Source organism: Rhodanobacter terrae (assembly GCF_042657005.1).
GTDB classification, from domain to species: Bacteria; Pseudomonadota; Gammaproteobacteria; order Xanthomonadales; family Rhodanobacteraceae; genus Rhodanobacter; species Rhodanobacter terrae.
The window spans coordinates 232,367-258,114 of sequence record NZ_JBHSNG010000001.1 but is presented as its reverse complement, the minus strand read 5'-3'; the positions used below and the strand labels follow the sequence as shown (position 1 = coordinate 258,114).

Sequence of the window (25,748 nt, the reverse complement as noted above, 5' to 3'; positions counted from 1 at the left end):
CCGGACCTGACCGGGCCGAACCGATTGGCCATTCGCCAACGATTTCGTCACGTCGGCACGCGCATAAGAGAAGACGACATCCACCCGCTGGAGACTGCCCGCATGAAACGCCTGACCCGGCTCGCTCTCGCATCACTGTCGGTGGCGTCGCTGTCACTGGCCTTTCCCGCGCTGGCGCGAGCTGCGGATGCCTACGTCACCGGCAACGTCAACTTGCGCGCCGGACCCGACCCGGATTACCCGCTGATCGACCAGATTCCGGCCGGCACCGAGGTCGACGTGCAAGGCTGCACCGACGGCTGGGAGTGGTGCGACGTAATCGTCTTCGGCAATCGCGGCTGGATCGCCGGCAACTACATCGAATACGAATACGATGACCGACCGGTGCTGGTGCCCGAGTACGGTGCGCAGATCGGCATACCGATCGTCACCTTCGTGATCGGCGATTACTGGGGCCACTATTATCGCAGCCGCCCGTTCTATCGCGACCGTGATCGGTGGTACAGCCGTCCCATCGGCCGCCGCCCGCCGCCGCCGCCGATGAGTCGCCCGTATGAGGGACGACCGATCCCCGAAGGTGGCGGGCAACGGCGTGATCGAGGCGAGGAGCGGGCTGCGCCGCCATACCGGCGTCCAGAGCAAGCCGTTGAACGCGCGCAACCCCGGCAGCGTGGCACCTACGAGAATCGGCCCGCTCCGTCGTACCAGCGGGCGGAACAGGTCGGCGTACCGCAGCAGCGTGGCCCGATCCCCGGTGCCCGCCCGCCTGAACGGGCCGCCCCGCGTGGTGAAGCGCAGGCACACGGCGGTCACGAGGCCAAGCCGGCCCAACGCAAGAAGGAAGATCACCGCGACGACAGCGGTCATTGATCGCTGATCACGCGACGCGAACGTCGATCACTCGCCGCATCATTGCCGGACCCGGGACGGCGCGCCCTGCCATGGCGCCCTTCCCGTCGCGCCCGCAGCGGTCGATACTCCAGCATCGCAACTGATTGGCGAATCGCCCGATGGCCGACTTGTTCTCTCCCGACGTGCTTGTCGCGCAACCGCTGGATCATGCGATGGCGCTTTCGGCGCGTTACTACACCGACCCCCGCATGCCGCAAATCGACGACGCCGCGGTGTTCGCGCGGAGCTGGCAGCTGGTGTGCCATCGATCCCAGCTGAGCGGCGTGGGCGATCACGTGGTGACCCAGATCGCGGCGCTGCCGCTGCTGGTCGTGCGCAGCGACGAGTCCACGATCCGCGCGTTCCACAATGTCTGCCGGCATCGCGCCGGCCCGATCGCCAGTTGCGACGGCCGCGGCGCCAGCGCCCTGCGCTGCCGCTATCACGGCTGGACCTACGGGCTGGACGGCGTGCTCCGTGGCGCACCGGAAATGGGACGCACGCCGGACTTCGACCCATCCACGATCCGGCTGCCGGAAGTGCGCGTGCAGGTGTGGCAGGGGCTGGTATTCGTTGCCACCGGCGAAGCGCCTCCGTTCGAGGATTTCGTCGCCGGCATCGATGCGCGGCTGGGACCGGATCGTTCGCTCCCCGGCTACGAATTCCATCATCGCGCCAGCTGGGAAGTGGCGTGCAACTGGAAGGTCTACGTGGACAACTACCTGGAGGGTTACCACGTCCCGCACATCCATCCCGGCCTCAACAGATTGCTCGATTACCGCAGCTACGTCACCGAAACGGCGGACTGGTATTCGTTCCAGTTCAGTCCGCTGGACAGCGGCGACGATCTCTACGGCAGCGGCGAAGCGCTGTACTACTTCCTCTATCCGAACGCAATGCTCAACATCCTGCCCGGCCGCCTGCAGACCAACCGCGTACTGCCGCTGGGCCTGGATCGCTGCCGGGTGGAATTCGACTTCTATTACGCACCGGCGGCCACGCCCGAAGCACTGGAGCGCCGCGCCAGGGACATCGCATTCAGCGACGAGGTACAGGAGGAGGACGTGACGATCTGCCAGGACGTGCAGCGCGGCCTGGCCTCCGGCTCTTACGAGGCCGGCCGCCTGAATCCGCTGCGCGAGAACGCGGTGCATCACTTCCACGAACTGCTGCGTCGCGCTTATCGCGGCATGCATGACTAGCCGCACGCGGCCGCTCGGGCTGTGGATGCTGATCGCGCTGGTAGTCGGCAACATGATCGGCTCCGGCGTGTTCCTGCTGCCCGCCGCACTGGCGCCGTACGGCGCGGCCAGTGTGCTCGGCTGGGGGTTCACCCTCGGCGGCGCCCTGTTGCTCGCGCTAGTCTACGCATGGCTGGCGCAGGCGATGCGCAATCACGGCGGCGGTTACGGCTACGCGCGCAAGGCGTTCGGCGACGGCATCGGCTTCGTCGCGGCATGGAGTTACTGGGTCAGCGTCTGGACGGCCAACGCGGCGATCGCGGTGGCCTTCGCCGGCAGCCTCGGCGCGGTATGGCCGGCGGCAACCGCCACGCCGCTGCGCGGCGCGTTCTGCGCGCTCGGTGCGTTGTGGTTCTGCACCGCGGTGAATCTGGCCGGCGTACGCGAGGCCGCGCGCATGCAACTCGTCGCCACCGTGCTCAAGCTGGTGCCGCTGGTGCTGTTCGGCGTGATCGGCCTGGGCTGGATCCACGCCGGCGCGTACCGGCCGTTCAATCCCAGCGGGCAGCCCCTGCTGCAGACCACCACCGCAGTAGCCGCGTTGACGCTGTGGGCTCTGCTCGGTCTGGAATCGGCGACGGTGCCGACCGGCGTGGTGCACGATCCCGAACGAACGGTACCGTGCGCCACCGTGATCGGCATGCTGATCGCCGGACTTACCACCATGCTGGCCTGCACCGTGGTGATCGGCCTGCTGCCGATTGACGTATTGCGCAATTCGGCGGCACCGATGGCGGAGGCGGCGAGCCGATTGTGGGGGCCGCTGGCCGGCATCGGCGTAGGCGTGGTCGCCACGGTCTCCTGCTTCGGCGCGCTCAACGGCTGGGTGCTGCTGCAGGCGCAGACGCCGCTGGCGGCGGCGCAGGACCGGGTATTTCCCGCGGCGTTTGCGCGAATGGATCGTCACGGCACGCCACGTTTCGGCCTGCTGCTAAGCAGCGTGCTGGCCAGCGCATTGATCGCCGCCAACTACAGTCGAGACCTGGTCGCGCTGTTCACCTTCTCGATCCTGCTGTCCACCGCCACCTGCCTGCTGCCGTATCTGATCAGCGTGCTGGCGTGGTGGCGTATCGATCCCGGCGCCGCAGGCTTGCGCAAGCTGGTGGCCGCGGGCGCTTTGCTCTACAGCGCATGGGCGCTGTTCGGAACAGGCATGGAATCGTTGCTGTGGGGCGGCGTGCTGGTACTGGCCGGGCTGCCGATTTATGCCTGGCAGCGTTACCGCACAACGCTCAGTGACGCTGCAGATCATCCGTAGTGCTTGCGCGATTGCTGCAGCAGGCTCGAGGTGGCAGAACGCGCATGAACGCAATTACAGATGCACTGACGCTACCCGCGCTGGCCCAGGCCGCCGACGGTTTTGTCACCGGCAACGTCAATCTGCGCGCCGGGCCCGGCGCGGAATACCCGCTCATCCTCACGATTCCGGGCGGCGCCCCGGTCAATATCCAGGACTGCACCACTGGCTGGGAATGATGCGATGTGACCACGATGGGTGCGCGTGGCTGGGTCGCCGGGACCTCCATCGAATACCGGTATCAAAACCGACCGGTGGCGGTGCAGGAATACGGCGGCAGCATCGGCATTCCGATCATCAGCTTCGTGATCGGCACCTACTGGGGCAACTACTACAGCAACCGCCCGTTCTATCGACAGCGCAACTACTGGTATTGCCGACCGACCATCGGTCGCCCGCCGCCACGGCCCATCCACCGGCCGCCACCAGGCCCGCAGCCCGGCGGCGGAAACAGGCCGCCGCGTCCCGGCATCGGTAATCCAGGTAATGGCCATCGGCCGTCGCCGGGGTCAAGGCAATCGCCCTGGCCAAGGCCAGCGCCCCAAGCCACAGGCCAAGCCGGCCCCTGCCGACAGGAAAAACAGAGGCAACCAGGGCAACTGATGGATTTGCGTCACCGTGACAGATCCCGTCCAGGCGAGATCGAGGCTGCAGCGCCGGATCAGCGGCGCCCAGCCCATGGCCACCAGCCTCGCCCGCTTTGGGCATAGCGGTCCGCCGAGCGCTCGAACGGATTGCGCGCGTTGACGCCACCGCACGCCAGATACAGCGGCAGGAACAACGGCCCCAGCAGCATGTACTGGTACACATGGGCGCGCTCGTGGTCGGCCAATGACACCGGCGGCTCGATACCGTGGCCGGCGCGATGCGCATAGGTAAGGCACGACGTATCCAGCCGCTCTCCCGTGTGCACTATGACGTTGCCGAGCGTCAGCGCGCCGCCCGCTCCCCAGGGCCAGCGCCGCACTACCAGCGCCAGCTCGCTCCGCTGCCAGCGCATGCGTGCGCCGAACGCTAGACCGATGAACCCCGCCAGAAGACCGAGCAAGGTGTTCGGAAGCGTCCAGCACATGCCGAGTGCGACGACGACGCGCCATATCGGCGGTGACAGGGGCGCCCCGGATTCATGGACATGATTCTGCATGCTCAATGGCTTCGGCTACCTGCAGACGGCTTGGGTTTTCGGCCGGCGCCGCCATGTTGTCGGTCATGGCGCCGTGCGCCGCCCATTGCCGGAGTCTGCCATGAGTACGCCGCTGGCCATCCCCTGTCCGCACTGCAACGCGCTCAACCGCGTGCCGGCCGAGCGTGTCGGCGAACATCCGAACTGCGGCCGCTGCAAGCAGGCGCTGTTCGACGGCCATCCGGTGGAACTGACCAGCGCGAATTTCGAGGCGATCGCCGCCCGCGGCGACCTGCCGGTACTGGTGGATTTCTGGGCACCATGGTGCGGGCCGTGCGTCGGTTTTGCCCCCGTGTTCGTACAGGCGGCGGGCGAGTTCGAACCGCGGCTGCGGCTGGCCAAGCTCGACACCGAGGCGCAGCCGCAGCTGGCTCAGCGCTTCAACATCCGCAGCATTCCCACCCTGGTCATGCTGAAGCAGGGGCGCGAGATCGCACGGCAGTCCGGCGCGCTGAACGCGGCGCAGTTGCAGCAGTTCATCGAAGGCTCGCTGGCGCGCGGCTGATCCGCACGCTCGGTTCTTGCCCCTCATGACACGGGAGCCGCAAGCCGCCGTGCCGGCCCTGCGCTGATCGGCAGGCTGCACCCATGCCTTTACGCACACTCCCCCGGCCGCGCAGCCGGTTAGGCTTGGCGCTTTCGCCGATGAGGAAACCTCTGTGCGCAAGTCCATGCAAACCGCCTTGCTGGCAGCCTTCGTGCTGACCGGGTTCGGCACCACATCGGCCTCCGCGGCTGATACCCACAAGCCCGCGGCGGCCCAGGATGCTCCCAACAGCAACGGCTTCCACCTGCCGCCGTTCCCGGCCGATGCCCACGTATCGCAATCCACGACGGTGGGCGGCAAGACGCTGAAGTACACCGTCACCGTGGGTTCGCTGCCGGTACGCGACGAGAAGGGCGTAATCATCGGTGAGGTGGTGTTCACCGCCTACCGCATGCCTGGCAAGGATCGACCGGTGACGTTCGCGCTCAACGGTGGCCCTGGCGCATCGTCGGTGTATCTGAACTTCGGCGCGATCGGGCCGAAGAAGGTGAACTTCGGCGTCGAGGGCGACACGCCATCGGCGCCGGCGACGCTGCACGACAACCCCGGCACCTGGCTGGGCTTCACCGACCTGGTGTTCATCGATCCGGTCGGCACCGGCTACAGCCGCGCGCTGGTCGACGACAAGGAAGCGACCAAGCAGTTCTACAGCACCGACAACGATATCAAGTACCTCTCGCGCATCGTCTACGACTGGCTGGTCAAGAACGGCCGCATGACTTCGCGCAAGTATCTGATCGGTGAAAGCTACGGCGGCTTCCGCGGCCCGCGCATCACCGACTATCTGCAGACCCAGCTCGGCGTGGCGATGAACGGCGTGGTGCTGCTGTCGCCGTACCTCGACCCGGCCGCATCGGACGACGAGAACGTGTCGCCGCTGCCGTGGATGCTGACCCTGCCCTCGATCGCCGCCGCGCACCTGGAGCGCGAGCACAAGCTCACGCCGGAGGCGATGGCGTCGATCGTCGAATACACCCGCGGCGAATACGCCAGCGACCTGATGCGTGGCCGCTCCGACCCGAAGGCGATCGACCGCGTGGTGAACAAGGTCACCGCGCTGACCGGCCTCGATCCGCTGTTCGTGAAGCGCTCCGGCGGCCGGCTGGAGACCCAGGCCTACCTGCGCGAGGTGTATCGCGCCGAAGGCCGGCTCGGCAGCCGCTACGACTCCAACGTCACCGCGTGGGACCCGTTCCCGTATGCGCCGCATCAACAGACCGGCGACCCCATCCTCAACGGCATCATCGCGCCGACCACCAGCGCGATGGTCAACTTCGTCACCCAGACCGTGGGCTGGAAATTCGAGGGCCGCTACAACGCGCTCAGTTACGCGGTGAACAAGCTGTGGCACGAGGACGACGACGCCCGCAAGGGTTCCGTGTCGCAGCTGCGCGAAGCGGTAGCCAACGATCCGGGGCTGCGTGTGCTGATCGCGCATGGCTGGGACGATCTGTCCTGCCCGTTCATGGCCTCGGTGCTGATCGTCGACCAGATGCCGGCGATGGGCGATCCGACCCGGGTGCAGGTGAAAAGCTATCCGGGTGGGCACATGTTCTATGCGCGGGCGGACAGCCAGGCCGCACTGACCGCGGACGTGCGGGTGCTATACGGCGTGAAATAAACGGCGGCGGCCTGCTGAAGGCCGCCCCATCACCATCCCGGCTCCCGCTTCAGCGGCCCAGCGTCACCGTGCTGGCCCGCACCAGATACTGCACGCTGAACATCTGTTCCGCGTCGGTCCATACGCGCAGAACCGCCAGGCCTGCCCTGGCGGCCAGCGCGGCGAAGTCCTCCAGCGAGTACTTGCAGCTGTATTCGACCTGGATCGCCTCGTCCGCGCGGAACGCCACATTCACCCTGCCGACTTTGACCTGTTGCTGACGGCGACTGACGATATGCGTCTCGATGCGCCCGGCCATCGGGTTGTAATGCGCGCGGTGCGCAAACGCCGACAAGTCGAAGTTGCTGCCGATCTCCCGGTTCAGCCGGGCCAGCATGTTGAGGGTGAACTCGGCGGTGACGCCGGCGCGGTCGTTGTAGGCCGCTTCGATCACCGCAGGATCCTTCTTCAGGTCGACCCCGATCAGGATGCCGCCGGCGTCGCCCATCTCGTTGCGCATTTTGCGCAGCAGCGTGGCCGCCTCACGGTTCTCGAAATTGCCGATGGTGGAGCCGGGGAAATACACCACCGTGCGGCGCGGTGCGCGCGGCGGAATCGGCAACCGCAGCGGCCTGCTGAAATCCGCACACAGCGGCTGCAGCGGCAACTGGGGGAACGCTCCTGTCAGCCGCTCCACACTTTGCCGCAACGGCTCTGGCGAAATTTCCACCGGTACGTACGCAACCGGCGCATGCAGATGGTCGAGCAGCATGCCGGTCTTGCGCGCATTTCCGCTGCCGTATTCGACCAGCCGCACGTCGCTGCCTAGCGTTTCGGCGATGCTCGCCGCGTGTTCGTCCATCAGGGCGATTTCGCAACGGGTGAGGTAGTACTCCGGTTGCTCGCAGATCTTGTCGAACAACGCGGAACCGCGCTCGTCGTAGAACAGCCACGACGGCAACCGCTTGGGTTTGGCGCCGAGACCACGCTGGGCGACTTCCAGCAAATCGTTTATCGGTGGGCGACGATCGTCGTCGCTGACACAAGGTTGCACACTGCTCATCGGTCCTGTCCCAATCTCAGCCCGGCAAACTGCCAGCGGGCATGGGGTGGAAAGAAATTGCGGTAGCTGGCGCGGATGTGATCACGCGGCGTGACGCAGGAGCCGCCACGCAACACCCACTGGCCGCACATGAATTTGCCGTTGTATTCGCCCAGCGCACCGGGCAGCGGGCGAAAGCCCGGATAATTGATGTAGGGCGAGGCCGTCCATTCCCATACATCGCCATACAACTGCAGCAGAGCCGCGTCGCCGTTCGCCGCGCGCGGCTGGAATCGCTGCTCGTCCTGCAGGTTGCCGTCGACCGCGACGCGCTGCGCTGCCGACTCCCACTCGGCCTCGGTCGGCAGCCGCGCGCCAGCCCAGCGGGCGAAAGCCTCCGCCTCGTAATAGCTGAGGTGGCACACCGGCTCGTGCGGATCGAGTCCGCGCAGGCCGGCAAGCGTGAACTCGCTGGCCAGGTCGTCCTGCCAGTAGATCGGATGCTGCCATCCCTCGCGCTGCACCGTGGCCCAGCCGTCGGACAGCCACAGGCCCGGTTCGCAATAACCGCCTTCGCGCACGAATGCCAGGTACTCGGCATTGGTCACCAGCCGGTTGGCCAGGGCATGCGGATGCAGCAGACTGCGGTGGCGCGGGGTTTCGTTGTCGAACGCGAACCCTTCTCCGCGATGACCGATCTCGACCACGCCTTCACGGCCATCGACGAAGCGTAGCGGCACCGCTTTCGCGGTTGCCGTATCCGTCAGCGCAGCGCGATATGCCGGCTGCAACGGGTTGCACCAGAAAGCGTGCTTGATGTCGGTCAGCAGCAGTTCCTGATGCTGTTGTTCATGCTGCAGGCCCAGCTCGACCAGCGCCGCCAGCTCCGGGTCGTCGCCCCGGTTCAGCAGCTCGCTCATCGCGTCGTCGATGTACTGCCGATAGCCGCGCACTTCGTCCAGCGAGGGTCGCGACAACAGGCCGCGCTGCGGCCTGGCATGCATCGGGCCGACCGACTGGTAGTAGGAGTTGAACAGGTAATGCCACGCCGGATCGCGCGGCCGGTACGCCGGATCGCGCCCCAGTACGAACTGCTCGAAGAACCAGCTGGAGTGCGCCAGATGCCACTTGCCTGGACTGGCGTCGGGCATCGACTGCAGCAACATGTCCTCGGCGCTCAGGCCGCGGCACAGCGCCAGCGTCTGCTGCCTCACCTGCCGGAAACGCGCCATCATGCCGGCCGGCGCCGTCGACTGCCAGTTTGTCATCGCCGCCCCTCCGGCACAGCCAGCGAGGTGGCCGTTGCGCAGGGGGTCTCGCGGCATGGAGCGTTCAAAAACATGGCCGGCAGCATGCCGTGCCGACCGTTCACTTCTTGTGATATGCAGATGGCAGATACTTTGCAGCGACGCCTCCCTCATGCCGGGCGCAGATACTGTCGGCATGCGGCTCGATCGACTACCGCATCGCGGTACGAATGACCCGCGAACCGGACCTTGCCTGCCCATTGAATCTGCGCCGCCCTGCCTGATAAACGGAAAAGCCCGGACGTGCCGGGCTCTTCTGTTTCAGCTGGGATGGCGCTGAACGGACGGATCAGTCGCCGTCGTAGCCATCGTCGCGGATGTAGCGCGTCTGCGGACCGTCGTACACCACCGTGCGGGTTTCGACCACGCGACGCCGCACGACCACCGGCGGGCCGTCCTCATACACGACGCCGGGCTCGGCGTAGACCACCGGCGGGCCGTAATACACCGGCCGCGGGGCCAAGGCATCGGCCACTACACCCATCACCGCACCCGTAACAATCGCCCCGGCAATCCAGCGGCCGCCGCTCCAGTGACCTCCGCCATGGCCGTAGTAACCGCCATGGTAGCCACCGTGGTGACCGTGACCCCAGCCGCCACGACCGCCCCAGCCGTCATGCGCAGATGCACTCAGCGGCATGGCCACTGCGGTCGCGACCGCCAGACCGATGGCTGCCAGCTTGCCTGCACCACTGAAACGTTTGGTCATGACACCTCTCCGGTTGATACCGACTCTATGCTCGGCCCGATCCGCTTAATGCGGTCTGAAGGGTTCATTTCTTGATGCGTGCGGTATCCCAGGGGTTGATCCCCGCTTCAGCCTTGCGCCGTCGCAGCAGCCAGCAGCCGTGGATGTCGGCGCGGCGGGCGAAGTCGAACGGGATGCTCGGCGCGGTCCAGTCCTCGATCTCGAAGCGTTGTTCGAGCTCCGTGCGATCGAGCTTGAAGCGGCGGAAGTTGTTGGAAAACACGATCACGCCGTCACGGGTCAGCCGCTCGTTGCAGGCATCGAGCAGCTTTACGTGATCGCGCTGCACGTCGAAATCGTCGGCGCGCTTGGAATTGGAGAAAGTGGGCGGGTCGGCAAAGATCAGCCCGTAATGGCCGCGGTCGCGCTGCAGGAATTCCAGCGCATCGAACTGCATCAGTCGGTGACTCGAGCCGCTGAAGCCGTTCAGCGCGAGATTGCGCGACGCCCATTCCAGATAGGTGGCCGACAAGTCCACGCTGGTGGTTTCCAGCGCACCTCCGGCTGCCGCGTACACACTGGCGGTGGCGGTATAGGCAAACAGGTTGAGGAAGCACTTTCCGTCGGCAAGCTCACGCACCTTCGCGCGCACCAGCCGGTGATCGAGGAACAGCCCGGTATCGAGATAGTCGGTGAGGTTGACCAGGAACTTCAGGCCACCCTCTTCCACCTCGATGAACTCGTTGCGCTGATCGAGCTGGCCGTACTTGGAGCCGCCCTTGCCGCGTTCGCGGGTCTTGATCGCGATGCGCTCGCGCGGCACGCCCAGCACTTCGCCGGCGACACGGGCGATCTCGCGCAGGCGCAGGCGGGCGATGTCCGCAGGCACGTCGGCCGGCGCGCGGTATTCCTGGATGTGCAGGTGGTCGTCGCCGTTCGTGGCGCCGTAGACGTCGATCGCGGCCGCGTACTCGGGCAGGTCCTGATCATAGGCCCGCCAGCAGCGGATACTTTTGCGGGTCAGGCGCTTGCGCAGGTGCTTGAGGTTTTTCTCCAGCCGGTTCTTCAGCATCTGCGCGCCTGCCGACAACGGCTTCGGCTCGCGCGGCGCTTCCTCGCGCCTGCTCAGGTCGAAGGTCAGCAGCACCGTTTCGAGCGCGCCGTTGTACAGCGCATAGCGCTTGTCCGCGTGCAGCTGCATCGCCCGGCCCAGCTCCACGTCGCCTGCCAGCACGGCGGCACGCCAGCCGCAGAAGCGGTTGCGCAAGGTGTCGCCCAGTGCGCGATACAGCTTCGGCATCTCGGCCCGCTCGCCCAGCCGCTCGCCGTACGGCGGATTGGTGATGACCAGGCCGTAGTCGACGCCCGGCGGCGGTGCGGCGTGAGTCAGGTCCTGCTTTTCGAGGGTGAAGAAACCGGCCACACCCGCAGCCTGGGCGTTGCGTTTGGCCGTCTGCACCATGCGCGGGTCGGCATCGCTGCCGAAGAACATGCTGCGCAATCCGCGCAGGCCGGTCTCGGCGCGTTGCGTCGCCTCGTCGAGCAGGCCGCGCCACAGCGCGATGTCGTGCTGCTGCCAGCCGAGGAAACCGAAGTACTCGCGGCGCAGGCCGGGGGCCACGTCGGCGGCCATAAGCGCCCCTTCGATCAGCAGCGTGCCGGAACCGCACATCGGATCGAGCAACGCGCCACCGGCCGCATACACCTCCGGCCAGCGCGCGCGCAACAGCATCGCGGCGGCGAGATTTTCCTTCAGCGGCGCCTCACCCTGTTCTTCGCGCCAGCCTCGGCGGTGCAGCGGCGAACCGGCGAGATCGAGCGACACGGTCGCGCGGTCGCGCCGCAGGCGCAGGTTGATGCGGATATCCGGCTCGTCGGTATCGATGCCCGGCCGGTTGCCGTCGCGCTGGCGGAACTGGTCGACCACCGCATCCTTGGTGCGCAGGCCGATGAACTGACTATGGGTGAGGTTGCTCATCGCGGTGCCGGCGTCCACCGCAAAGGTGGCGTGCGCGGCCAGATGCCGGCTCCAGTCGATCTCCTGCACGCCGCGGTACAGCGCATCATCGTCAGCCGCATCGAACTCGGCCAGCGGCAGCAGGATGCGGCTGGCCAGGCGCGACCACAGGCAGGCGCGATATGCGGTTTCCGGCGTGCCGGAGAAATGCGCGCCGGCCAGCGCCTCGCGCACGTCGCTGGCGCCGATCGCGATCAGCTCGTCGCGCAACAGGTATTCCAGCCCCTTCGGGCAGGTCGCGAAATAGTGGCTCATGCGCTGGCCGCCACTTGATCGAGCATGTGCCGGAACTGCGCGGCGATCATGTGCATGCTCGCACCCAGCCGATGGTCGTCGTCCAGCACCAGCAGCGACAGGCGACGTTGGGCAGCAAACGCCTGCACGCTCGGCAGTGGGCACACGTTGTCGCGCCAGCCGTGGATCAGCAGCGTCGGCACGTCACGGCGCAGGTCGAACGCGCGCGCGTAGCCGGGAATCTCGCTGGGCGTGGCCAGCAGCAGCAAGCCGGCCACTGGCACATCCAGCGAGACCAGTCCGGACACGAACGCGCCCATGCTGGAACCGACCAGCAGCGGCGGCGCATCCAGCGCCTCGATGGTGGCGCGCAGGCGGGCGATCCGCGGCGCCACCGAACCGGCGTGGCCGCGCGCATCGTCGGTGCCGTAATCCGGCCGCTGCGTAGGCCAGCCCAGCGAAGCGGCCAGTGCCGCCAGCGCGCTGACCTTGGTGGCGTCGGGACTGGAGTCCGAACCGTGCGAAAGAATGATCTGGCCGCGCATGGCGGTCTCCATGAAACTGCTGAAAGCAAGGCTCGCATGGTAACAGGCGACGTTTCCGGGGGGCCTTGCCGCGTGCGAAACTGCCGCGCATGAGCCTGACCGTCCATGACCTGCCGCTGCCCTACGCCGAGATCCTGCCCGAGCGTCCCGCCGACGCGGTCGAACTGGTGGTGATCCACTGCACCGAGCTGCCGGACCTGGCCACGGCCCGCGAATACGGCGAGAAAGTGCTCCACGCCAGCGGCGCCGGCAACAGCGGCCACTACTACATCGACCGCGACGGCGCGGTTTACCGCTACGTTCCCGGCACCCGCGTCGCCAATCACGTGCGCGGCCACAACCCGAGCTCGATCGGCATCGAGCTGGTCAACCTGGGCCGCTACCCGCACTGGTGGGACTCGCGGCATCAGCAGATGACCGAGCCTTACGGCGCAGCCCAGATCCATGCGCTGCGCGTCCTGCTCGCCCGGCTGCGCCGCGATTTCCCGAACCTGCGGCACATCGCCGGGCATGAGGAACTGGACACCGCGCTGATGCCGGCCAGCGACGATCCTGCACGGGAAATCCATCGCAAGCTCGATCCCGGCCCGCTGTTTCCATGGGCCGAGGTGCTGGAAGACAGCGGGCTGACCCGGATCGATGGGAGCGGCTTCAGTCGCGACGCTCTTCAGTCTTGATCGGTCAATTCGGAATCGCATCGCGGCTGAAGCCGCTCCCGCAAGAGCCGCCGGAAAGTCTTTCGAGGCGCCTTATAATCGCGCCTTTGCCGCCACAACCGGGTTTTCCTCCATGTCGCCAAACCACGTCACCGAACTGGTCGAACTACTGCAGCTCGAACGGCTGGAGGACAACCTGTTCCGCGGCCAGAGCCGCGACATCGGTACCCGCTTCGTGTTCGGCGGCCAGGTGCTGGGCCAGGCGCTGGCGGCAGCCCAGGAAACGGTGGACCCGCTACGCGAAGCGCATTCGCTGCATGCCTATTTCCTGCGTGCCGGCGATATCGATGCACCCATCGTGTACAGCGTGGAGCGCGCCCGCGATGGCGGCACGTTCTCGTCGCGGCGGGTGCTGGCGATCCAGCACGGCCAACCAATCCTGAATGGCTCGATCTCGTTCCAGGTCCCCGAGCACGGCGTCGAACACCAGACCTCGATGCCCGAAGTGCCGGCGCCGGAGGACATCGAGCCGCTGCATCCGCTGCCGCCGGACGAGCTGGCGCGGTTGCCGGTGAAGCTGCAGCGCTGGCTCGGCATCGACGGTCCGTTCGAGTTCCGCCAGGTGTGGCCGCGCGACGAGCGCCATCCGGCCAAACGGCCGCCGATCCAGCACATCTGGTTCAAGCTGACCTCGCCGATCAGCGATTCGGCGATCCTGCATCGCGCCCTGCTCGCGTATGCGTCGGACTTCCACCTGATCGGCACGGCCATGCTGCCGCACGGCATTTCCTACCTCACCCACAACGTGCAGGTGGCCAGCCTCGATCATGCGCTGTGGTTCCATCGTCCGTTCCGTGTCGACGAATGGCTGCTGTATTCGTTCGACAGTCCCACCGCGCAAGGCGGCCGCGGGCTGGCTCGCGGGCAGATCTTCAGCCGTGACGGCCGGCTGGTCGCCTCCACCGCGCAGGAAGGTCTGATCCGCGTCCGCGGCGACTGAGCCGATCGCGTAAACTGCGCCCATGCGCCAGATCTATACCTCACCCCGTAACGAAAGCATCGATCGCGTGGTCGCCCTGATGGCCGAGCACGGCATCGAGGCTACCGTGGTCAACCGCTCCAACTACAACCGCCCGACCTGGCAGCGCTTCAGCTACTCGCAGCGCAACGACGACCGCAGCAGCTGGGCGCAGGTGTGGATCGCCAGCGCCGACGACTACACCAGGGCCCGGGTGCTGCTGCGCGAGATCGGCATCGAGCCGCTGATCCGCCACGGCGAGGAACTGGCGGCCGTGCGCAACCCCACGCCCGAGATGCGGCGCGAGCACACCGCGGCCAGAGTGCGCCGCATCGTGCTGTTGCTGGTGCTGGCCGCATTCGCGATGGTGGTACTGCGCTACCTGCACGTGATCTGACACCCGATGGTGCGTTGCCGCCATGCAGGCATAGAATCGGAACATGCGCCGCTCCGACCAAGTCCGCCTGTTCCAGACCCTGCCCCATGCGTGCGGCTACTACGCCGACCGCACCGCGCAGAATCTGGTGCTGGATCCGGCCGCGCCGCAGCTTGACCAGCTGTATGGCCCGGCGCTGGAGCGCGGCTTTCGCCGGGCCGGCGGCCATCTGTATTTCCCGCATTGCCCGCAATGCCATGCCTGCACGCCGTGCCGCATCGACGTGGCGAACTTCCAGCCGGATCGCGCACAGCGCCGCTGCCTGAAGCGCAACGCCGACCTCGCCGTCAGCGAATCGATCCCCGGCTACAATCGCGAACGCCACGCGCTGTACGAACGCTATCTGCAGAGCCGCCATGCCGGCGGCGGCATGGACGATGCGGAGGCCAGCGACTTCCGCCGTTTCCTCACCGCACCCTGGAGCCCCACCTTGTTCGTGGAGCTGCGCCTGGGCGAACGCCTGCTGGCGGTGGCCGTCACCGACGTCTGCATCAATGGCATCTCGGCCGTCTACACATTTTTCGACCCCGACGAAACCACGCGCAGCCTGGGCACTTTTGCGATCCTGCAACAGCTGGCGCTGGCCCGCCGCCGCGGCATGCCTTGGCTTTATCTGGGTTTCTGGATCGACGGCCATCCCAAGATGGACTACAAGCGGCGTTTCAGGCCGCTGCAAATACGCACGGACGAGGGCTGGATCGCGATGCCGTGGTAGTCATTCGGCTGTGGCGCGCTGTGGATACGGGAACAGCTTCTCCAGCGGGATCGACAAGCCGTCATCGCCCACCACGCGGCAATGCCCGCGATTGAGCTGGCGTGGCTCGGCGACGCCACAGCTGTGCGCGATGATGCCGACTTCCTTCATCACGTTGGTGGCGTAGTGGTAGACGCGCTCGCTCTTGTCCGTCACCACCAGGCCGCGCTGCAGTTTCGGATTCTGCGTGGTGATCCCGGTGGGACAGGTGTTGCGATTGCACTGCAGTGACTGGATGCAGCCCAGCGCCAGCATGAAGCCGCGGGCTGAATTGACGAAGTCGGCGCCGATCGACAGCGCCCACGCCACGTCGTAGGCGGTGATGCACTTGCCCGAGCAGACCACCTTGATGCGTTCGCGCAAGCCTTTGACGATCAGCATGTCGAGCAATGCCGGCAAGGCCTCGTGCAGCGGCAGACCGACGCCTTCCATCAAGGTCTGCGGCGCGGCGCCGGTGCCGCCTTCGGAGCCATCGACAATGATGAAATCCGGTGCACTCTCGATACCGCGCCGGTGGATTTCATCACACAGCTCGCCGATCCACTCCACGCCGCCGAGCACTGCCTTGAAGCCCACCGGCTTGCCGGTGAGCTCGCGGATGTGGCCGATGCTGTCCATCAGTTGCGACACGTTGCCGATGTCGAGATGGCGGTTCGGGCTTTGCGAATCCTCGCCGACCGGAATACCACGGATCGCCGCGATCTCCGGGGTGACCTTGGCACCGGGCAGCAGGCCGCCCATGCCCGGCTTGGCGCCTTGGCCCAGCTTGATGCTGACCATCTTCACCTGCTTGTACGCGCAGATCGCCAGCAGCTTGCCGTCGTCGAGCCTGCCATCCGGCGTGCGTACGCCGTATTTGGCGGTGCCGATCTCGAAGATGATGTCGCAGCCGCCTTCGAGGTGATACGGCGCCAGGCCGCCTTCGCCGGTATCCATCCAGATGCCGGCCTTGGCCGCGCCGCGCGACAGCGCACGCACCGCCGGTGCCGACAGCGCGCCGAAACTCATCGCCGAAATATTGAAGAACGGCGCATGGCTGTACGGCTCGCGCGCATACGGTCCGATCGTCACCGGCACCGGCTCGACATGATCCACGCCAAGATCGGGGAACGGCGCATTGACGAAGAACGGCACGCCCTCCGCACGCAGGTCGCGGCTGGAACCGAAGGCGTTGGTGTTGTCGACATCCTTGGCGGCGCGGTACACCCAGGTGCGCTGCGCGCGATTGAACGGCATCTCCTCGCGGTCGCTGGAATACAAGTACTGGCGAAAAAACTCGCCCAGATGCAGGAACCAGTAGCGGAAGTGGCCGATCACCGGGAAGTTGCGCAATACCGCGTTGCCGGTCTGGTTGCGATCGACCACCCAGGTCGCCAGCACCACCAGGACCGCCAGTGCCAGCAGCAGCAGTGCGAACGCCGTGCACAGTTCCACCAGGACGACCAGCCAGTGCGCAAATCCGGTTGACTCCATGCCCGCTCTCCTCTCGATCAGTTGCCGTGTCCATCAAGCCTAACGCATCGCCTGTGCTCACAACTCGACGCGCAGACGCCCCGCCGCGCGCACGGCCTTGCCCACCGCCGCCTCCAGCGACTCGGCGCGCGCCAGCGTCACCGCCATGCGCCGACGGCCGCTGACAGTGGGCTTGCCGAAGATGCGCAGTTGCGTATCCGGTTCGGCCAACGCCTCGCCGACACCGTGGTAACGCGGCGCCGAACCATCACCCTCGACCAGCACCGCACATGAGGCGGACGGGCCGTACTGGTGGATCACCGGAATCGGCAAGCCAAGGATCGCCCGCGCATGCAGCGCGAACTCGGAAAGCTCCTGCGAGATCAGCGTGACCAGGCCGGTATCGTGCGGACGGGGGCTGACCTCGGAAAAGATCACCGCATCGCCCCTGACGAAGAACTCCACACCGAACACGCCCCAGCCGCCCAGTGCGCCGGTCACCGCGGCGGCTTGCCGCTGCGCCTCGGCCAGCGCGACCTCGCTCATCGGCTGCGGCTGCCACGACTCGCGGTAATCGCCTTCTTCCTGGTGATGGCCTATCGGCGCACAGAAGCTGACGCCGCCGGCATGCCGCACGGTCAGCATGGTGATCTCGTAATCGAAATCCACGAAGCCCTCGACGATCACCCGGCCCTTGCCGGCACGACCGCCGGACTGCGCGTAGTCCCAGGCGTGCCGCAACTCGCCCGCGCCGCGCACCACGCTCTGGCCCTTGCCGGAAGAACTCATCACCGGCTTGATCACGAACGGGTAGCCGATCGCGGCCACCGCGTCGCGGTACTGAGCTTCGTCGTCGCAGAAGCGGTACGGCGAGGTCGGCAGTTTCAGCTCCTCGGCGGCCAGCCTGCGGATGCCTTCGCGGTCCATCGTGAGCCACACTGCGCGGGCGGTCGGAATCACCCGCTGGCCCTCCTTTTCCAGCTCGACCAGGGTCGGCGTGTGGATCGCCTCGATTTCCGGCACCACCAGGTCGGGCTTTTCCAGCTCGATCACCGCGCGCAACGCCTTGCCATCGAGCATGTCGATGACGTGGCTGCGATGCGCGATCTGCATCGCCGGCGCATTCGCGTAGCGATCCACCGCGATGACCTCCACGGCATAGCGCTGCAGTTCGATCGCCACCTCCTTGCCCAGCTCGCCGGCGCCAAGCAGCAGGACGCGCAACGCATGATCGGAATGGGGGGTGCCGAATGGCTTCATCGGGTTCTCCAGGGCGGGCAAACCGGCATTGTATGCGGCCCGGGGCCTGTCAGGTCGCCAATCCATCCCCCCAGCGATAACAGCGGGCGACTTCGGATCGGCACTTGTGTTTGATATCTATTTGATATCTACTTTCTACATCTCAGTGGAGACAACACCATGAACGAACGCAATGGCTTTTCCGTCGCAGGCATCCCCGTCATCGGTCTATGCATCGTGCTGGCCGGCATCGGTTTCTCGTTGCTGTTCACGGCCGATTCGACGGCACCGGGAGCACATGTGATCGGCGCCGTCGCCTCGCTGTTCCTAGAGGCCTTCATGCTCAAGGGCTTCTTCCAGGTCGCGCCGAATGAAGGCCAGGTGCTGCAACTGTTCGGCGGATACGCCGGCACCGTGCGCGATGCGGGCTTGCGCTGGACCAACCCGTTCTACACCAAACAGCGCCTGTCGCTGCGTGTGCGCAACTTCGAGAGCAGCAAGCTGAAGGTCAACGACAGCGATGGCAGCCCGATCGAGATCGCCGCGGTGGTGGTGTGGCAGGTGGTGGATACCGCCGAGGCGGCGTTCTGCGTGGACGACTACGAAAACTACGTGCACATCCAGAGCGAATCGGCGCTGCGGCAAATGGCCCAGAGCTATCCATACGACTCGCACTACGACAACATACCCTCGCTGCGCAGCCATGGCGACGTGATCAACTCGCACCTGCGCGACGAGATCCAGACCCGTCTCGGCAAGGCCGGTGTGCAGGTGGTCGAGGCGCGTATCAGTCATCTCGCCTATGCCCAGGAAATCGCCCAGGCAATGCTGCAGCGGCAACAGGCCGGCGCCATCATCGCGGCGCGCACCAGGATCGTCGAAGGCGCGGTGAGCATGGTCGAGATGGCGCTGGACCAGCTCAGCAAGCGCGGCGTCGTCCAGCTCGACGAAGAGCGCAAGGCCTCGATGGTCAGTAACCTGCTGGTGGTGCTGTGCGGCGAGCGCGGTACCCAGCCGGTAGTGAACACCGGCACGCTGTACTGATACGTCACGATGGCCGGGGATAAAAAAGCCTACCCGCTGCGCATCAGCGCCACCGTGCTGGACGCGATGCAGCGCTGGTCGGACGACGAATTGCGCAGCGTCAACGCGCAGATCGAATACGTATTGCGCGAGGCGCTGCGCAAAGCCGGCCGGCTGAAGCCCGGCAAGACCGAACCGGTCACGGACGACGACAACCGATAGCTGATTCCAACGAGGAGATTCCGATGTCCACAACATGGGAATACAAAGCGAGCACCCTGAAGCATGGTGGCGGCGGCCTGCAGCTCACCCTGACGCCGACAGACGAAGAAACCACGGCCGTGCTCAATCGCGAAGGCGCGCAGGGCTGGGAGCTGGTCAGCGCCGTCTGCGCCGGCATTGCGCAGCCGACGGTGCTGTACTTCAAGCGGCCGCGCTGAGCGGATTCACGCAGGGGGGAAGCACCGCGATGAAACATGCCTATGTTGTCTGCCTCGCACTCGGTCTCGCCGTCGGCACGGCGCACGCCGCCGATTGCCAGGGCGCTTCCGCCAGGCTGCTCGACAATCTGGATCGGAGCGACTATGCCGACGCCACCGCCGATTTCGACGACCGCATGAAAGCCGCCCTAGGCACCGACCGGCTGACCAGAATCTGGGCGGCCGTTTCGCAACAATTCGGCTCACGTGGTGCACGAGAGCAACCTCGGCTCAGCCAGGTGGACGGCCATACCCTGGTGATCACCCCTGTGCACTATGGCCAGCACCTGATCGACGTGCGCGTGGCCTGTGATGGTAACGGCAGGATCGGCGGCCTCCATATCAGGCCACAGCACGGAGCGATGCCATGACACGGCTTGATTCATCGACGCCCGGTTCCCACCCGAACGGCCCCCACCTGAGGCTGGCGCTGCTGTTCGGCCTCGCGGGAATCCTGGCCACGCTGGCGCTGAGTCCCTATCTCGTCGCGGTGATGCCTCTGAAGCTCGCCGCTGCGCCGGTCCCGCCGTGGGTGTTGCTGACGGCACAGGCACTGCAGGCTGGCGTGTTGTGCTGGGCGCTCGGCTGGCTGGGCCTGCTCCTCGGCGCACGGCATGGACTCGATGCGCCGTGGCTGCGCGCCTGGGCCTACCGCCAGCCGCCCGATCCGTCGCGGCGGGCACGCTGGTGGCTGGCTGCGCTGCTCGGCGTGCTGGCCGCGTTGCTGGTGGTCGGCATCGAGTTGATCGGATCGTCGTGGCACCATGCACCCGATGCGGTCGCCGGGCTCGGCGCCGCCTGGCGCGGTGCGCTGGCCTCGTTCTACGGCGGCATCGTGGAAGAGATCGAATGCCGCCTGTTTCTGGTCAGCCTGTTCGTATGGCTGCTGGCATGGTTCAACCAGCGGCAGGCACGGTCGTGGATGTTCATAGTGGCGATCGCACTGGCCGCGCTGCTGTTCGGCGCCGGCCACCTGCCTGCTGCGCTTGCCATCGGCATGGCGCATGCGCCGCTCGTAATCGCCCGCATCGTGCTGCTGAATGCGCTGGTGGGCCTGGTTGCCGGTGGCTTGTTCTGGAAATACGGCCTGGAGCACGCGATGCTGGCGCATTTCTGCGCGGATCTGGTGCTGCACGTGGCGATGCCGCTGGCGGCGCATCTCTGACCGCGATGCGTCAGTGTGCGCTGGAGGCCACCGTCTTCAGCCGCGGCAACTTGAGCTCGTTCCGCGTGCCGTCATCGTCCACCACGAACAAGTGGCCATCGCGCTGGGCCAGCGCCGCGACATTGCCCACCGCTCCGGGGCCGAGCCGTTGCAGCAACCGTCCATCGGCGGCGTCATACACGGCAAGCTGGTTGGCCTCGTCGTCGGCGACCACCAACAAGTCGCTGCCGGCATGGTGCCAGCGCATCAACGCGCCCGATCTCGGCAGCGGACGAACCAGGCCGAAGCCGTTCAGCACGATGGCCAGCAGCGCCGCCAGCATGCCGGCGGAGCACAACCATGGATGCGTGTGCAGAATCGTGCCCGGGTTCATGCGCACATGCTGACTCGGCGGCATGACACGCGAGTGACGGGCCGCCGGCGTCAGTCCCCGCGCGAGCCCAGCGACAGGCCCAGCGCGATCCAGCCAGCGACGAAAGCCAGGCCGCCAAACGGCGTGATGATGCCGGTCCAGCGTGGCGCACCGAGCGCCAGCGCATACAGGCTGCCGCTGAACAGCACGATGCCGATGGCGAACGCGGCTATCGCGAAACGCCCGCTGCGGCCGCGTCCGAGTCCCGCCGCCAGGGCCAGCGCCAGCGCGTGCCAGACGTGATAATTCACGGCGGTGCGCCACAACTCGCGGCTCTGCGCGTCGAGCGTGTCCCGCAAGGCATGCGCACCGAACGCGCCCAGCAGCACCGCGCTGGCACCGGCCAGGCCAATCAGCAAGCCGGCTCGTGCATGGACAGGTTGTCGCATCATGGTGGAATTTCCCGTTTGCCGGGCCGGCGTCCCGACCACTGTCGTATGCTTGACCGGTTGAAGATCCGGATTCTCGCATGAAGCTCCGCCACGCCTTTCTCCCTGCCCTGCTGCTGATCGCCGGTCTGCTGCTGGGCGGCTGCCGGCACGATGAGCCGCTGCCGTTCCGGCTGACCAATATCAGCGGCCACATGCCCTACCTTGATTTCAAGCTCACCGACGATCACGGCAAGGCGGTGACCGGCGCCGATTATCGCGGCAAGGTGGCGCTGCTGTATTTCGGCTATACCCACTGCCCCGATGTATGCCCGTTGACCCTGGCCCAGCTGCATGTGGTGATGCAGCGGCTGGGGCCGCTGGCCGATGGCGTGCGGATCCTGTTCGTCAGCGTCGACCCCGCGCGCGACACGCCGGCGGTGATGCATGCCTACGTCAATGCATTCGACCCGCACGCGGTGGGCCTCACCGGCGACGCTGGGGCGGTCGAGGCGTTGAGCAAGCGCTATCGCTCGGCGTTCACTCGCGAACCCAGTTCGGCCGACGGCAATTACGAAGTCAGCCATAGCTCGGCGATCTACGTGTTCGACCGCGACGGCAAGGCTCGCTTGCTGGCCACGCCATCCGCCTCGCGCGACGATCTCGTGCACGATCTGCACCTGCTGCTCGATGCCGGAGCCACCTCGTGAAGCCATTCACCTTGTCGATCCTGCTCGCCGGTTTCTTGCTGACCGGCGCCGTGCACGCCGGCGCCTCCGACCACGTCCATGCCAGCCACGCGTGGATCCGGGTACTGCCCGGCGGTCTGCCCGCCGGAGCCTATGTCACACTGCGGAATGATGGCGATCAGGCCGTCTCGCTGAGCGGTGCCCGCAGCACGGTATACGCCGACGCGATGCTGCACCGGAGTTCGACCGCGGGCGGCGTGAGCCGCATGACGATGGTCGACGCACTGAACATACCGGCACACGGCGAAGCGAGGCTGGCGCCGGCCGGCTACCACCTGATGCTGATGCAGGCGAACGCGCCGGTGAAGCCCGGTGACACGGTCAGGCTGACGCTCGACTTCACCGACGGCAGCACGCTCGCCACCGACTTCATCGCGCGTCCGGCCAATGCCATGGATGCCGGCGATGATCACGCTGGACACTGAGATCGCGATGCATCTGTCCATCCATTTGGCTATCGGGTAGGAGCCCGCACGCGGGCTCCTACGATGGGTGGCCTGCGTTGACTCTGGCGGCTGCGGCCGTCGAATGTCGACGCAACGGCCTGCGCGGCAAGCGGCCATTGCGCGACAGGCGCAGCCACTGACGCAGCGCCATCAGGCCGCCGATCGATTCCAGCAATGCGGATGGCACCCAGATGATCACGCCGCCGATCAGCTGGCCGGTCAGCACATCGAAGGTGAACGCGCGCCCGCAGATCTCGAAGATCGGATACAGGTCGGTCTTGGAGAACGTGACGATCGCACCGGCGAGTATCTGCGGCGTCATCGTGATCGCCGGCGACAGCACGCGCAGCCCGGCAGTCATGCGCCCCGGTGGATGCGGCCGGTGATCGAGCACCAGCGACCAGTACGCGAAGCCGCTGATCAGCATGCTCCAGTTCATGAAGCGGTAGATGCGCCAATCCAGCATCGCCAGCGTCTGCATCGACGGGATCAGCCAGATCAGGATGAAGCCGATAAACAGCAGCGTCGCCACGGCTGGATTCAGCAGCGCGCCACTGACGACGCGCCACGGCCAAGAGCGGCGCAGCGGTTGCAGCACTCGCGCGCGCCACGCCAGCGGCATGCCGGCGCGCAGCGCCGTGCCCGGAAACGCGGTGACGATCAGCAGCGGCGCCAGGTGATGCAGCAGCAGCTGCTGCAGCCGATGCATGAAGAACTCATGCTCGGCGTAGTAATCCAGGTAAGTGTGCAGCGACAGGTAGATGATCGCCATGCCGGCCCAGAACGCCAGCTGGCGGCTGAGGCTCACCGACACTCGGCGGCTGCCGCGCAGGTACAGCACACAGGTCAGCAGGAAGCCCGCGAGAAACACCCACGAAAACTCCCACGGAACTATCCACTTCAACAATGTTGCGATCACGATGACGGCACCAGCGATCCGGTTCGCACCGGCGACGGCCGGCGACCCCCAAGCATAACGCCGCACGCCGACGGAGTCTGCCGCACAGGCTCCCGGGGCTTGCGGCAGATTGCCGCTTTCACCGGCGCCGGCGGCTGTGCCGGTTGCGGCGCCAGCCGTACAGCAGGCCGATCAGCACCACCAGTGCCGGCACCAGCACGATGTTGATGACCTTCAGGCGCAACCCCAGCGCGTCGATCTCGGCGTTGAGCTGATGCTGCACGTCGCGCAGTTCCTTGTTGATCGCCAGCTGACGCTGCCGGAACTGCTCGATCTCGCGGCGCTGTTCCGCGGTGACGGTACTGGCGTGGCTGCCCTTGGCCGGCTGCAGCTCGTCCAGCCGGCGCCGGGTATCGGCCAGCTGCTGCTCCAGCTCGTGCTCCTTCTGCAGGAATTTCTGGTCGGCCACATTGCGCAGTGCCTGCACCCGCGTGAACGGGCGCTGCGAAGTGGAGCGTCCGCGGATCGACAGCAGTGCGGACGAGCCGCTGAGGTTGTCCACCAGATTGATGGCGAAATCGCCGTTGTTGGCGAACACCCGCATCATGGTTTCGCCGAGGATGGTCTGCGGCTCCACCCACAGGCGGTCGCTGAGCAGATCGGTATCGGCGACCAGGATCACTTCCGCATTCGGCGCGGAATGCGCCAGGTGGTCCGGCTGGGCGGCACGCTCGGGAAACGCGCTGTCGAAGGTGCCGCGCAGGCGCGCCGCCAGCACATAGTGGGTGCCGTCCGCCTTGTAGTTCTGCAGCAGCGATGAGGGATCATTGCTGGCGTCGAGCACCCGCTGCGTCGGCACCACCTCGGCTTCGGCACTGCTCTGCAGCAGCGGGATCAGCCGCGTCCGTGCATCCGGCGCGAGATCGAAGTAGCCGGCGGTGGACACGTAGATGCGTTGCAAGCTGGCGGTGACGACATCGTCGCGGTTGAGCTCCTGCTCGCCGAGGTCGAGCATCGCCGGATGATTGAGGCTGCTCCCAGCCAGTTCGATCTGCAGCGCACGGGCGCGATCCAGCACGATCCTGTTCGGGTCGTAACTCACTCCCCAGGCGGCGAACAGGCGCGGCAGATCCGAACCGTGGTCGGGGAATGTGGGGCTGTCGGCGGTGTATGGAGTACTGTCGAGCTCCGCATCCGGATCGACGAAAACCACCAGATGGCCGCCGCGCAGCACGTACTGGTCGATCGCGTACTGCGCGTCCGGCGGCAAGCGCTTGGGGTGGATCAGCAGCAGCGCCTTTATGCGCTGGTCGACCTGTTTCAGCGTCGCCGGATTCAGTGTCTTCACGTCGAACAACTGACCGAGCTGCTGGATTACCGCCCAAGGCTGCTCGCTGAGCACCGGATTGCCATCGACCGGCAGCGAGCTGATCACCCCGATCGACGGCTTGCTGGTCTGGTTCAACTCATACAGCAGCTTGGCGATGTCGTACTCGAGGAACGCCTCGCGGGCCGGGTCGAAGAACGCGATCGCCAGCGTCTTCTCCGGCACGCGGTCCTCCGCGCTTTCGCCGTCGACGTTGCCGCCCGACATGGCGCTGCCGGCGAGTCCGAAAAACACCCGCTCGCCGTTGCTGCCCCCGTTGGCGGCAGTCAGCCCACTGCCCTCGGCGCTGGCTTCGTCGTCGGAGTACGGTACCGGGTCGATGATCTGCAGACGGATACGGCCGTGCGAGCGCGCCACCATCTCCTGCAGCATTTCGCGCACGCGCTGCTCGTAGCTGCGCAGCTGAGACAGGTCGCGGGCCGCGTGATCGGAGAAATACAGGGTCAGCCGAAGTGGCCGTTGCAACGTGTCGACGATATGCAGGGTGCCCGGCGTCAGCGTGTACAACTGGTCGGTGGTGAGATCGATCCGCGATGCATGCAGCCAGCGGCTGCTGGCCACGATCAACGGCACGAACACCAGCACCAGCAATACCAGTCCGGCGTACAGCAGGGCGCGCCGGGTGAGTCGCAGCGGCGTGGAAAACATGCGGCGCAGGCGCGAAACGGGCATGG

The 25,748-nt window shown here is 66.4% G+C and carries 29 protein-coding genes; 17 read left to right on the top strand and 12 right to left on the bottom strand.

The features are described from left to right. The first annotated feature begins 102 nt into the window (after nucleotides 1-102). The 4 genes from ACFPPB_RS01210 (at nucleotide 103) to ACFPPB_RS01195 (ending at nucleotide 3,608) form a co-directional block, all read left to right on the top strand. Nucleotides 103-870, top strand: a complete 768-nt coding sequence (locus ACFPPB_RS01210; RefSeq protein WP_377323567.1) for an SH3 domain-containing protein — start codon at nucleotides 103-105, stop codon at nucleotides 868-870. Nucleotides 871-1,010: 140 nt separating this feature from the next. After that, complete coding sequence (locus ACFPPB_RS01205; protein WP_377323565.1) at nucleotides 1,011-2,093, top strand: aromatic ring-hydroxylating oxygenase subunit alpha; 1,083 nt, start codon at nucleotides 1,011-1,013, stop codon at nucleotides 2,091-2,093. Next, complete coding sequence (locus tag ACFPPB_RS01200) at nucleotides 2,086-3,390, top strand: amino acid permease (RefSeq protein ID WP_377323563.1); 1,305 nt, start codon at nucleotides 2,086-2,088, stop codon at nucleotides 3,388-3,390. The genes ACFPPB_RS01205 and ACFPPB_RS01200 overlap by 8 nt, the downstream gene beginning before the upstream one ends. Nucleotides 3,391-3,434: 44 nt before the next feature. Further along, on the top strand, nucleotides 3,435-3,608 hold the full coding sequence (locus ACFPPB_RS01195; RefSeq protein ID WP_377323561.1) for an SH3 domain-containing protein: 174 nt from the start codon (nucleotides 3,435-3,437) through the stop codon (nucleotides 3,606-3,608). Nucleotides 3,609-4,090: 482 nt separating this feature from the next. Here the strand turns inward: ACFPPB_RS01195 and ACFPPB_RS01190 are convergent, their stop codons facing one another. Then, a complete protein-coding gene (locus ACFPPB_RS01190; RefSeq protein ID WP_377323840.1) occupies nucleotides 4,091-4,501 on the bottom strand; it encodes a hypothetical protein in 411 nt (136 codons plus the stop codon). Between the two features lie 172 nt (nucleotides 4,502-4,673). Between ACFPPB_RS01190 and trxC the strand changes: the two genes are divergently transcribed. Beyond that, nucleotides 4,674-5,117, top strand: coding sequence for a thioredoxin TrxC (gene trxC, locus ACFPPB_RS01185; RefSeq protein WP_377323559.1), 444 nt, complete (start codon nucleotides 4,674-4,676; stop codon nucleotides 5,115-5,117). A 166-nt stretch (nucleotides 5,118-5,283) separates the two neighbouring features. Then, nucleotides 5,284-6,780 (top strand): S10 family peptidase, encoded by a 1,497-nt coding sequence (locus tag ACFPPB_RS01180; RefSeq protein ID WP_377323838.1) that lies wholly within the window; start codon nucleotides 5,284-5,286, stop codon nucleotides 6,778-6,780. Nucleotides 6,781-6,829: 49 nt separating this feature from the next. Here ACFPPB_RS01180 and egtD read toward each other — a convergent pair whose 3' ends face one another. The 5 genes from egtD to ACFPPB_RS01155 form a co-directional block, all read right to left on the bottom strand. After that, nucleotides 6,830-7,822 carry an L-histidine N(alpha)-methyltransferase gene (gene egtD, locus ACFPPB_RS01175; RefSeq protein WP_377323557.1) on the bottom strand — a complete coding sequence of 331 codons (993 nt, stop codon included), beginning with the start codon at nucleotides 7,820-7,822 and terminating at the stop codon, nucleotides 6,830-6,832. Next, nucleotides 7,819-9,069: an ergothioneine biosynthesis protein EgtB gene (gene egtB, locus ACFPPB_RS01170; RefSeq protein ID WP_377323555.1), complete on the bottom strand. Its 1,251-nt coding sequence runs from the start codon at nucleotides 9,067-9,069 to the stop codon at nucleotides 7,819-7,821. Before egtB ends, egtD begins: the two co-directional genes overlap by 4 nt. A gap of 328 nt (nucleotides 9,070-9,397) precedes the next feature. Beyond that, nucleotides 9,398-9,817 carry a hypothetical protein gene (locus ACFPPB_RS01165; protein WP_377323553.1) on the bottom strand — a complete coding sequence of 140 codons (420 nt, stop codon included), beginning with the start codon at nucleotides 9,815-9,817 and terminating at the stop codon, nucleotides 9,398-9,400. 64 nt (nucleotides 9,818-9,881) lie between these two features. Next, the gene (gene rlmKL / locus ACFPPB_RS01160; RefSeq protein ID WP_377323551.1) at nucleotides 9,882-12,068 is read right to left on the bottom strand and encodes a bifunctional 23S rRNA (guanine(2069)-N(7))-methyltransferase RlmK/23S rRNA (guanine(2445)-N(2))-methyltransferase RlmL; all 2,187 of its coding nucleotides are present in this window, start codon (nucleotides 12,066-12,068) and stop codon (nucleotides 9,882-9,884) included. Continuing rightward, the gene (locus tag ACFPPB_RS01155; protein WP_377323549.1) at nucleotides 12,065-12,592 is read right to left on the bottom strand and encodes an alpha/beta fold hydrolase; all 528 of its coding nucleotides are present in this window, start codon (nucleotides 12,590-12,592) and stop codon (nucleotides 12,065-12,067) included. Before ACFPPB_RS01155 ends, rlmKL begins: the two co-directional genes overlap by 4 nt. An 89-nt stretch (nucleotides 12,593-12,681) precedes the next feature. On the opposite strand from ACFPPB_RS01155, the gene ACFPPB_RS01150 reads away from it, so the two are divergent. The 4 genes from ACFPPB_RS01150 (at nucleotide 12,682) to ACFPPB_RS01135 (ending at nucleotide 15,417) form a co-directional block, all read left to right on the top strand. Continuing rightward, the gene (locus ACFPPB_RS01150) at nucleotides 12,682-13,269 is read left to right on the top strand and encodes an N-acetylmuramoyl-L-alanine amidase (RefSeq protein ID WP_377323547.1); all 588 of its coding nucleotides are present in this window, start codon (nucleotides 12,682-12,684) and stop codon (nucleotides 13,267-13,269) included. Nucleotides 13,270-13,381: 112 nt separating this feature from the next. Then, nucleotides 13,382-14,248 carry an acyl-CoA thioesterase gene (locus ACFPPB_RS01145; RefSeq protein WP_377323545.1) on the top strand — a complete coding sequence of 289 codons (867 nt, stop codon included), beginning with the start codon at nucleotides 13,382-13,384 and terminating at the stop codon, nucleotides 14,246-14,248. 22 nt (nucleotides 14,249-14,270) lie between these two features. Next, nucleotides 14,271-14,663 carry a hypothetical protein gene (locus ACFPPB_RS01140; RefSeq protein WP_377323544.1) on the top strand — a complete coding sequence of 131 codons (393 nt, stop codon included), beginning with the start codon at nucleotides 14,271-14,273 and terminating at the stop codon, nucleotides 14,661-14,663. A gap of 43 nt (nucleotides 14,664-14,706) precedes the next feature. Beyond that, complete coding sequence (locus ACFPPB_RS01135) at nucleotides 14,707-15,417, top strand: arginyltransferase (RefSeq protein ID WP_377323542.1); 711 nt, start codon at nucleotides 14,707-14,709, stop codon at nucleotides 15,415-15,417. Here the strand turns inward: ACFPPB_RS01135 and ACFPPB_RS01130 are convergent, their stop codons facing one another. Together ACFPPB_RS01130 and purT are read right to left on the bottom strand one after the other, a co-directional pair. Then, nucleotides 15,418-16,929, bottom strand: a complete 1,512-nt coding sequence (locus tag ACFPPB_RS01130) for an FMN-binding glutamate synthase family protein (RefSeq protein WP_377323540.1) — start codon at nucleotides 16,927-16,929, stop codon at nucleotides 15,418-15,420. It abuts the gene before it with no gap. 57 nt (nucleotides 16,930-16,986) lie between these two features. Beyond that, complete coding sequence (purT, locus tag ACFPPB_RS01125) at nucleotides 16,987-18,168, bottom strand: formate-dependent phosphoribosylglycinamide formyltransferase (RefSeq protein ID WP_377323538.1); 1,182 nt, start codon at nucleotides 18,166-18,168, stop codon at nucleotides 16,987-16,989. Between the two features lie 159 nt (nucleotides 18,169-18,327). Here purT and ACFPPB_RS01120 point away from each other — a divergent pair, with 159 nt between their 5' ends. The 5 genes from ACFPPB_RS01120 to ACFPPB_RS01100 are packed head-to-tail and all read left to right on the top strand — an operon-like array spanning nucleotide 18,328 to nucleotide 20,814. After that, nucleotides 18,328-19,191, top strand: a complete 864-nt coding sequence (locus ACFPPB_RS01120; protein WP_377323536.1) for an SPFH domain-containing protein — start codon at nucleotides 18,328-18,330, stop codon at nucleotides 19,189-19,191. Nucleotides 19,192-19,200: 9 nt separating this feature from the next. After that, nucleotides 19,201-19,392, top strand: coding sequence for a type II toxin-antitoxin system antitoxin (locus ACFPPB_RS01115; protein ID WP_377323534.1), 192 nt, complete (start codon nucleotides 19,201-19,203; stop codon nucleotides 19,390-19,392). Nucleotides 19,393-19,415: 23 nt separating this feature from the next. Continuing rightward, the gene (locus ACFPPB_RS01110; RefSeq protein ID WP_377323532.1) at nucleotides 19,416-19,610 is read left to right on the top strand and encodes a DUF4177 domain-containing protein; all 195 of its coding nucleotides are present in this window, start codon (nucleotides 19,416-19,418) and stop codon (nucleotides 19,608-19,610) included. 29 nt (nucleotides 19,611-19,639) lie between these two features. Further along, entirely contained in the window at nucleotides 19,640-20,020 is a 381-nt protein-coding gene (locus tag ACFPPB_RS01105; RefSeq protein WP_377323530.1) for a DUF3887 domain-containing protein, read from the top strand. Continuing rightward, on the top strand, nucleotides 20,017-20,814 hold the full coding sequence (locus ACFPPB_RS01100) for a CPBP family intramembrane glutamic endopeptidase (protein ID WP_377323528.1): 798 nt from the start codon (nucleotides 20,017-20,019) through the stop codon (nucleotides 20,812-20,814). The genes ACFPPB_RS01105 and ACFPPB_RS01100 overlap by 4 nt, the downstream gene beginning before the upstream one ends. 10 nt (nucleotides 20,815-20,824) lie before the next feature. On the opposite strand, the gene ACFPPB_RS01095 is transcribed toward ACFPPB_RS01100, so the two are convergent. Together ACFPPB_RS01095 and ACFPPB_RS01090 are read right to left on the bottom strand one after the other, a co-directional pair. Further along, entirely contained in the window at nucleotides 20,825-21,187 is a 363-nt protein-coding gene (locus ACFPPB_RS01095; RefSeq protein WP_377323526.1) for a PQQ-binding-like beta-propeller repeat protein, read from the bottom strand. Between the two features lie 50 nt (nucleotides 21,188-21,237). Further along, complete coding sequence (locus tag ACFPPB_RS01090) at nucleotides 21,238-21,615, bottom strand: DUF423 domain-containing protein (RefSeq protein ID WP_377323836.1); 378 nt, start codon at nucleotides 21,613-21,615, stop codon at nucleotides 21,238-21,240. A gap of 80 nt (nucleotides 21,616-21,695) precedes the next feature. Here ACFPPB_RS01090 and ACFPPB_RS01085 point away from each other — a divergent pair, with 80 nt between their 5' ends. After that, on the top strand, nucleotides 21,696-22,304 hold the full coding sequence (locus ACFPPB_RS01085) for an SCO family protein (protein ID WP_377323524.1): 609 nt from the start codon (nucleotides 21,696-21,698) through the stop codon (nucleotides 22,302-22,304). Next, nucleotides 22,301-22,768, top strand: coding sequence for a copper chaperone PCu(A)C (locus ACFPPB_RS01080; RefSeq protein ID WP_377323522.1), 468 nt, complete (start codon nucleotides 22,301-22,303; stop codon nucleotides 22,766-22,768). Before ACFPPB_RS01085 ends, ACFPPB_RS01080 begins: the two co-directional genes overlap by 4 nt. 58 nt (nucleotides 22,769-22,826) lie before the next feature. Here ACFPPB_RS01080 and ACFPPB_RS01075 read toward each other — a convergent pair whose 3' ends face one another. Next, nucleotides 22,827-23,708 (bottom strand): cytochrome c oxidase assembly protein, encoded by an 882-nt coding sequence (locus ACFPPB_RS01075; protein WP_377323520.1) that lies wholly within the window; start codon nucleotides 23,706-23,708, stop codon nucleotides 22,827-22,829. Nucleotides 23,709-23,826: 118 nt separating this feature from the next. Beyond that, nucleotides 23,827-25,746, bottom strand: coding sequence for a GldG family protein (locus ACFPPB_RS01070; RefSeq protein WP_377323519.1), 1,920 nt, complete (start codon nucleotides 25,744-25,746; stop codon nucleotides 23,827-23,829). Between the last annotated feature and the right edge of the window lie 2 nt (nucleotides 25,747-25,748).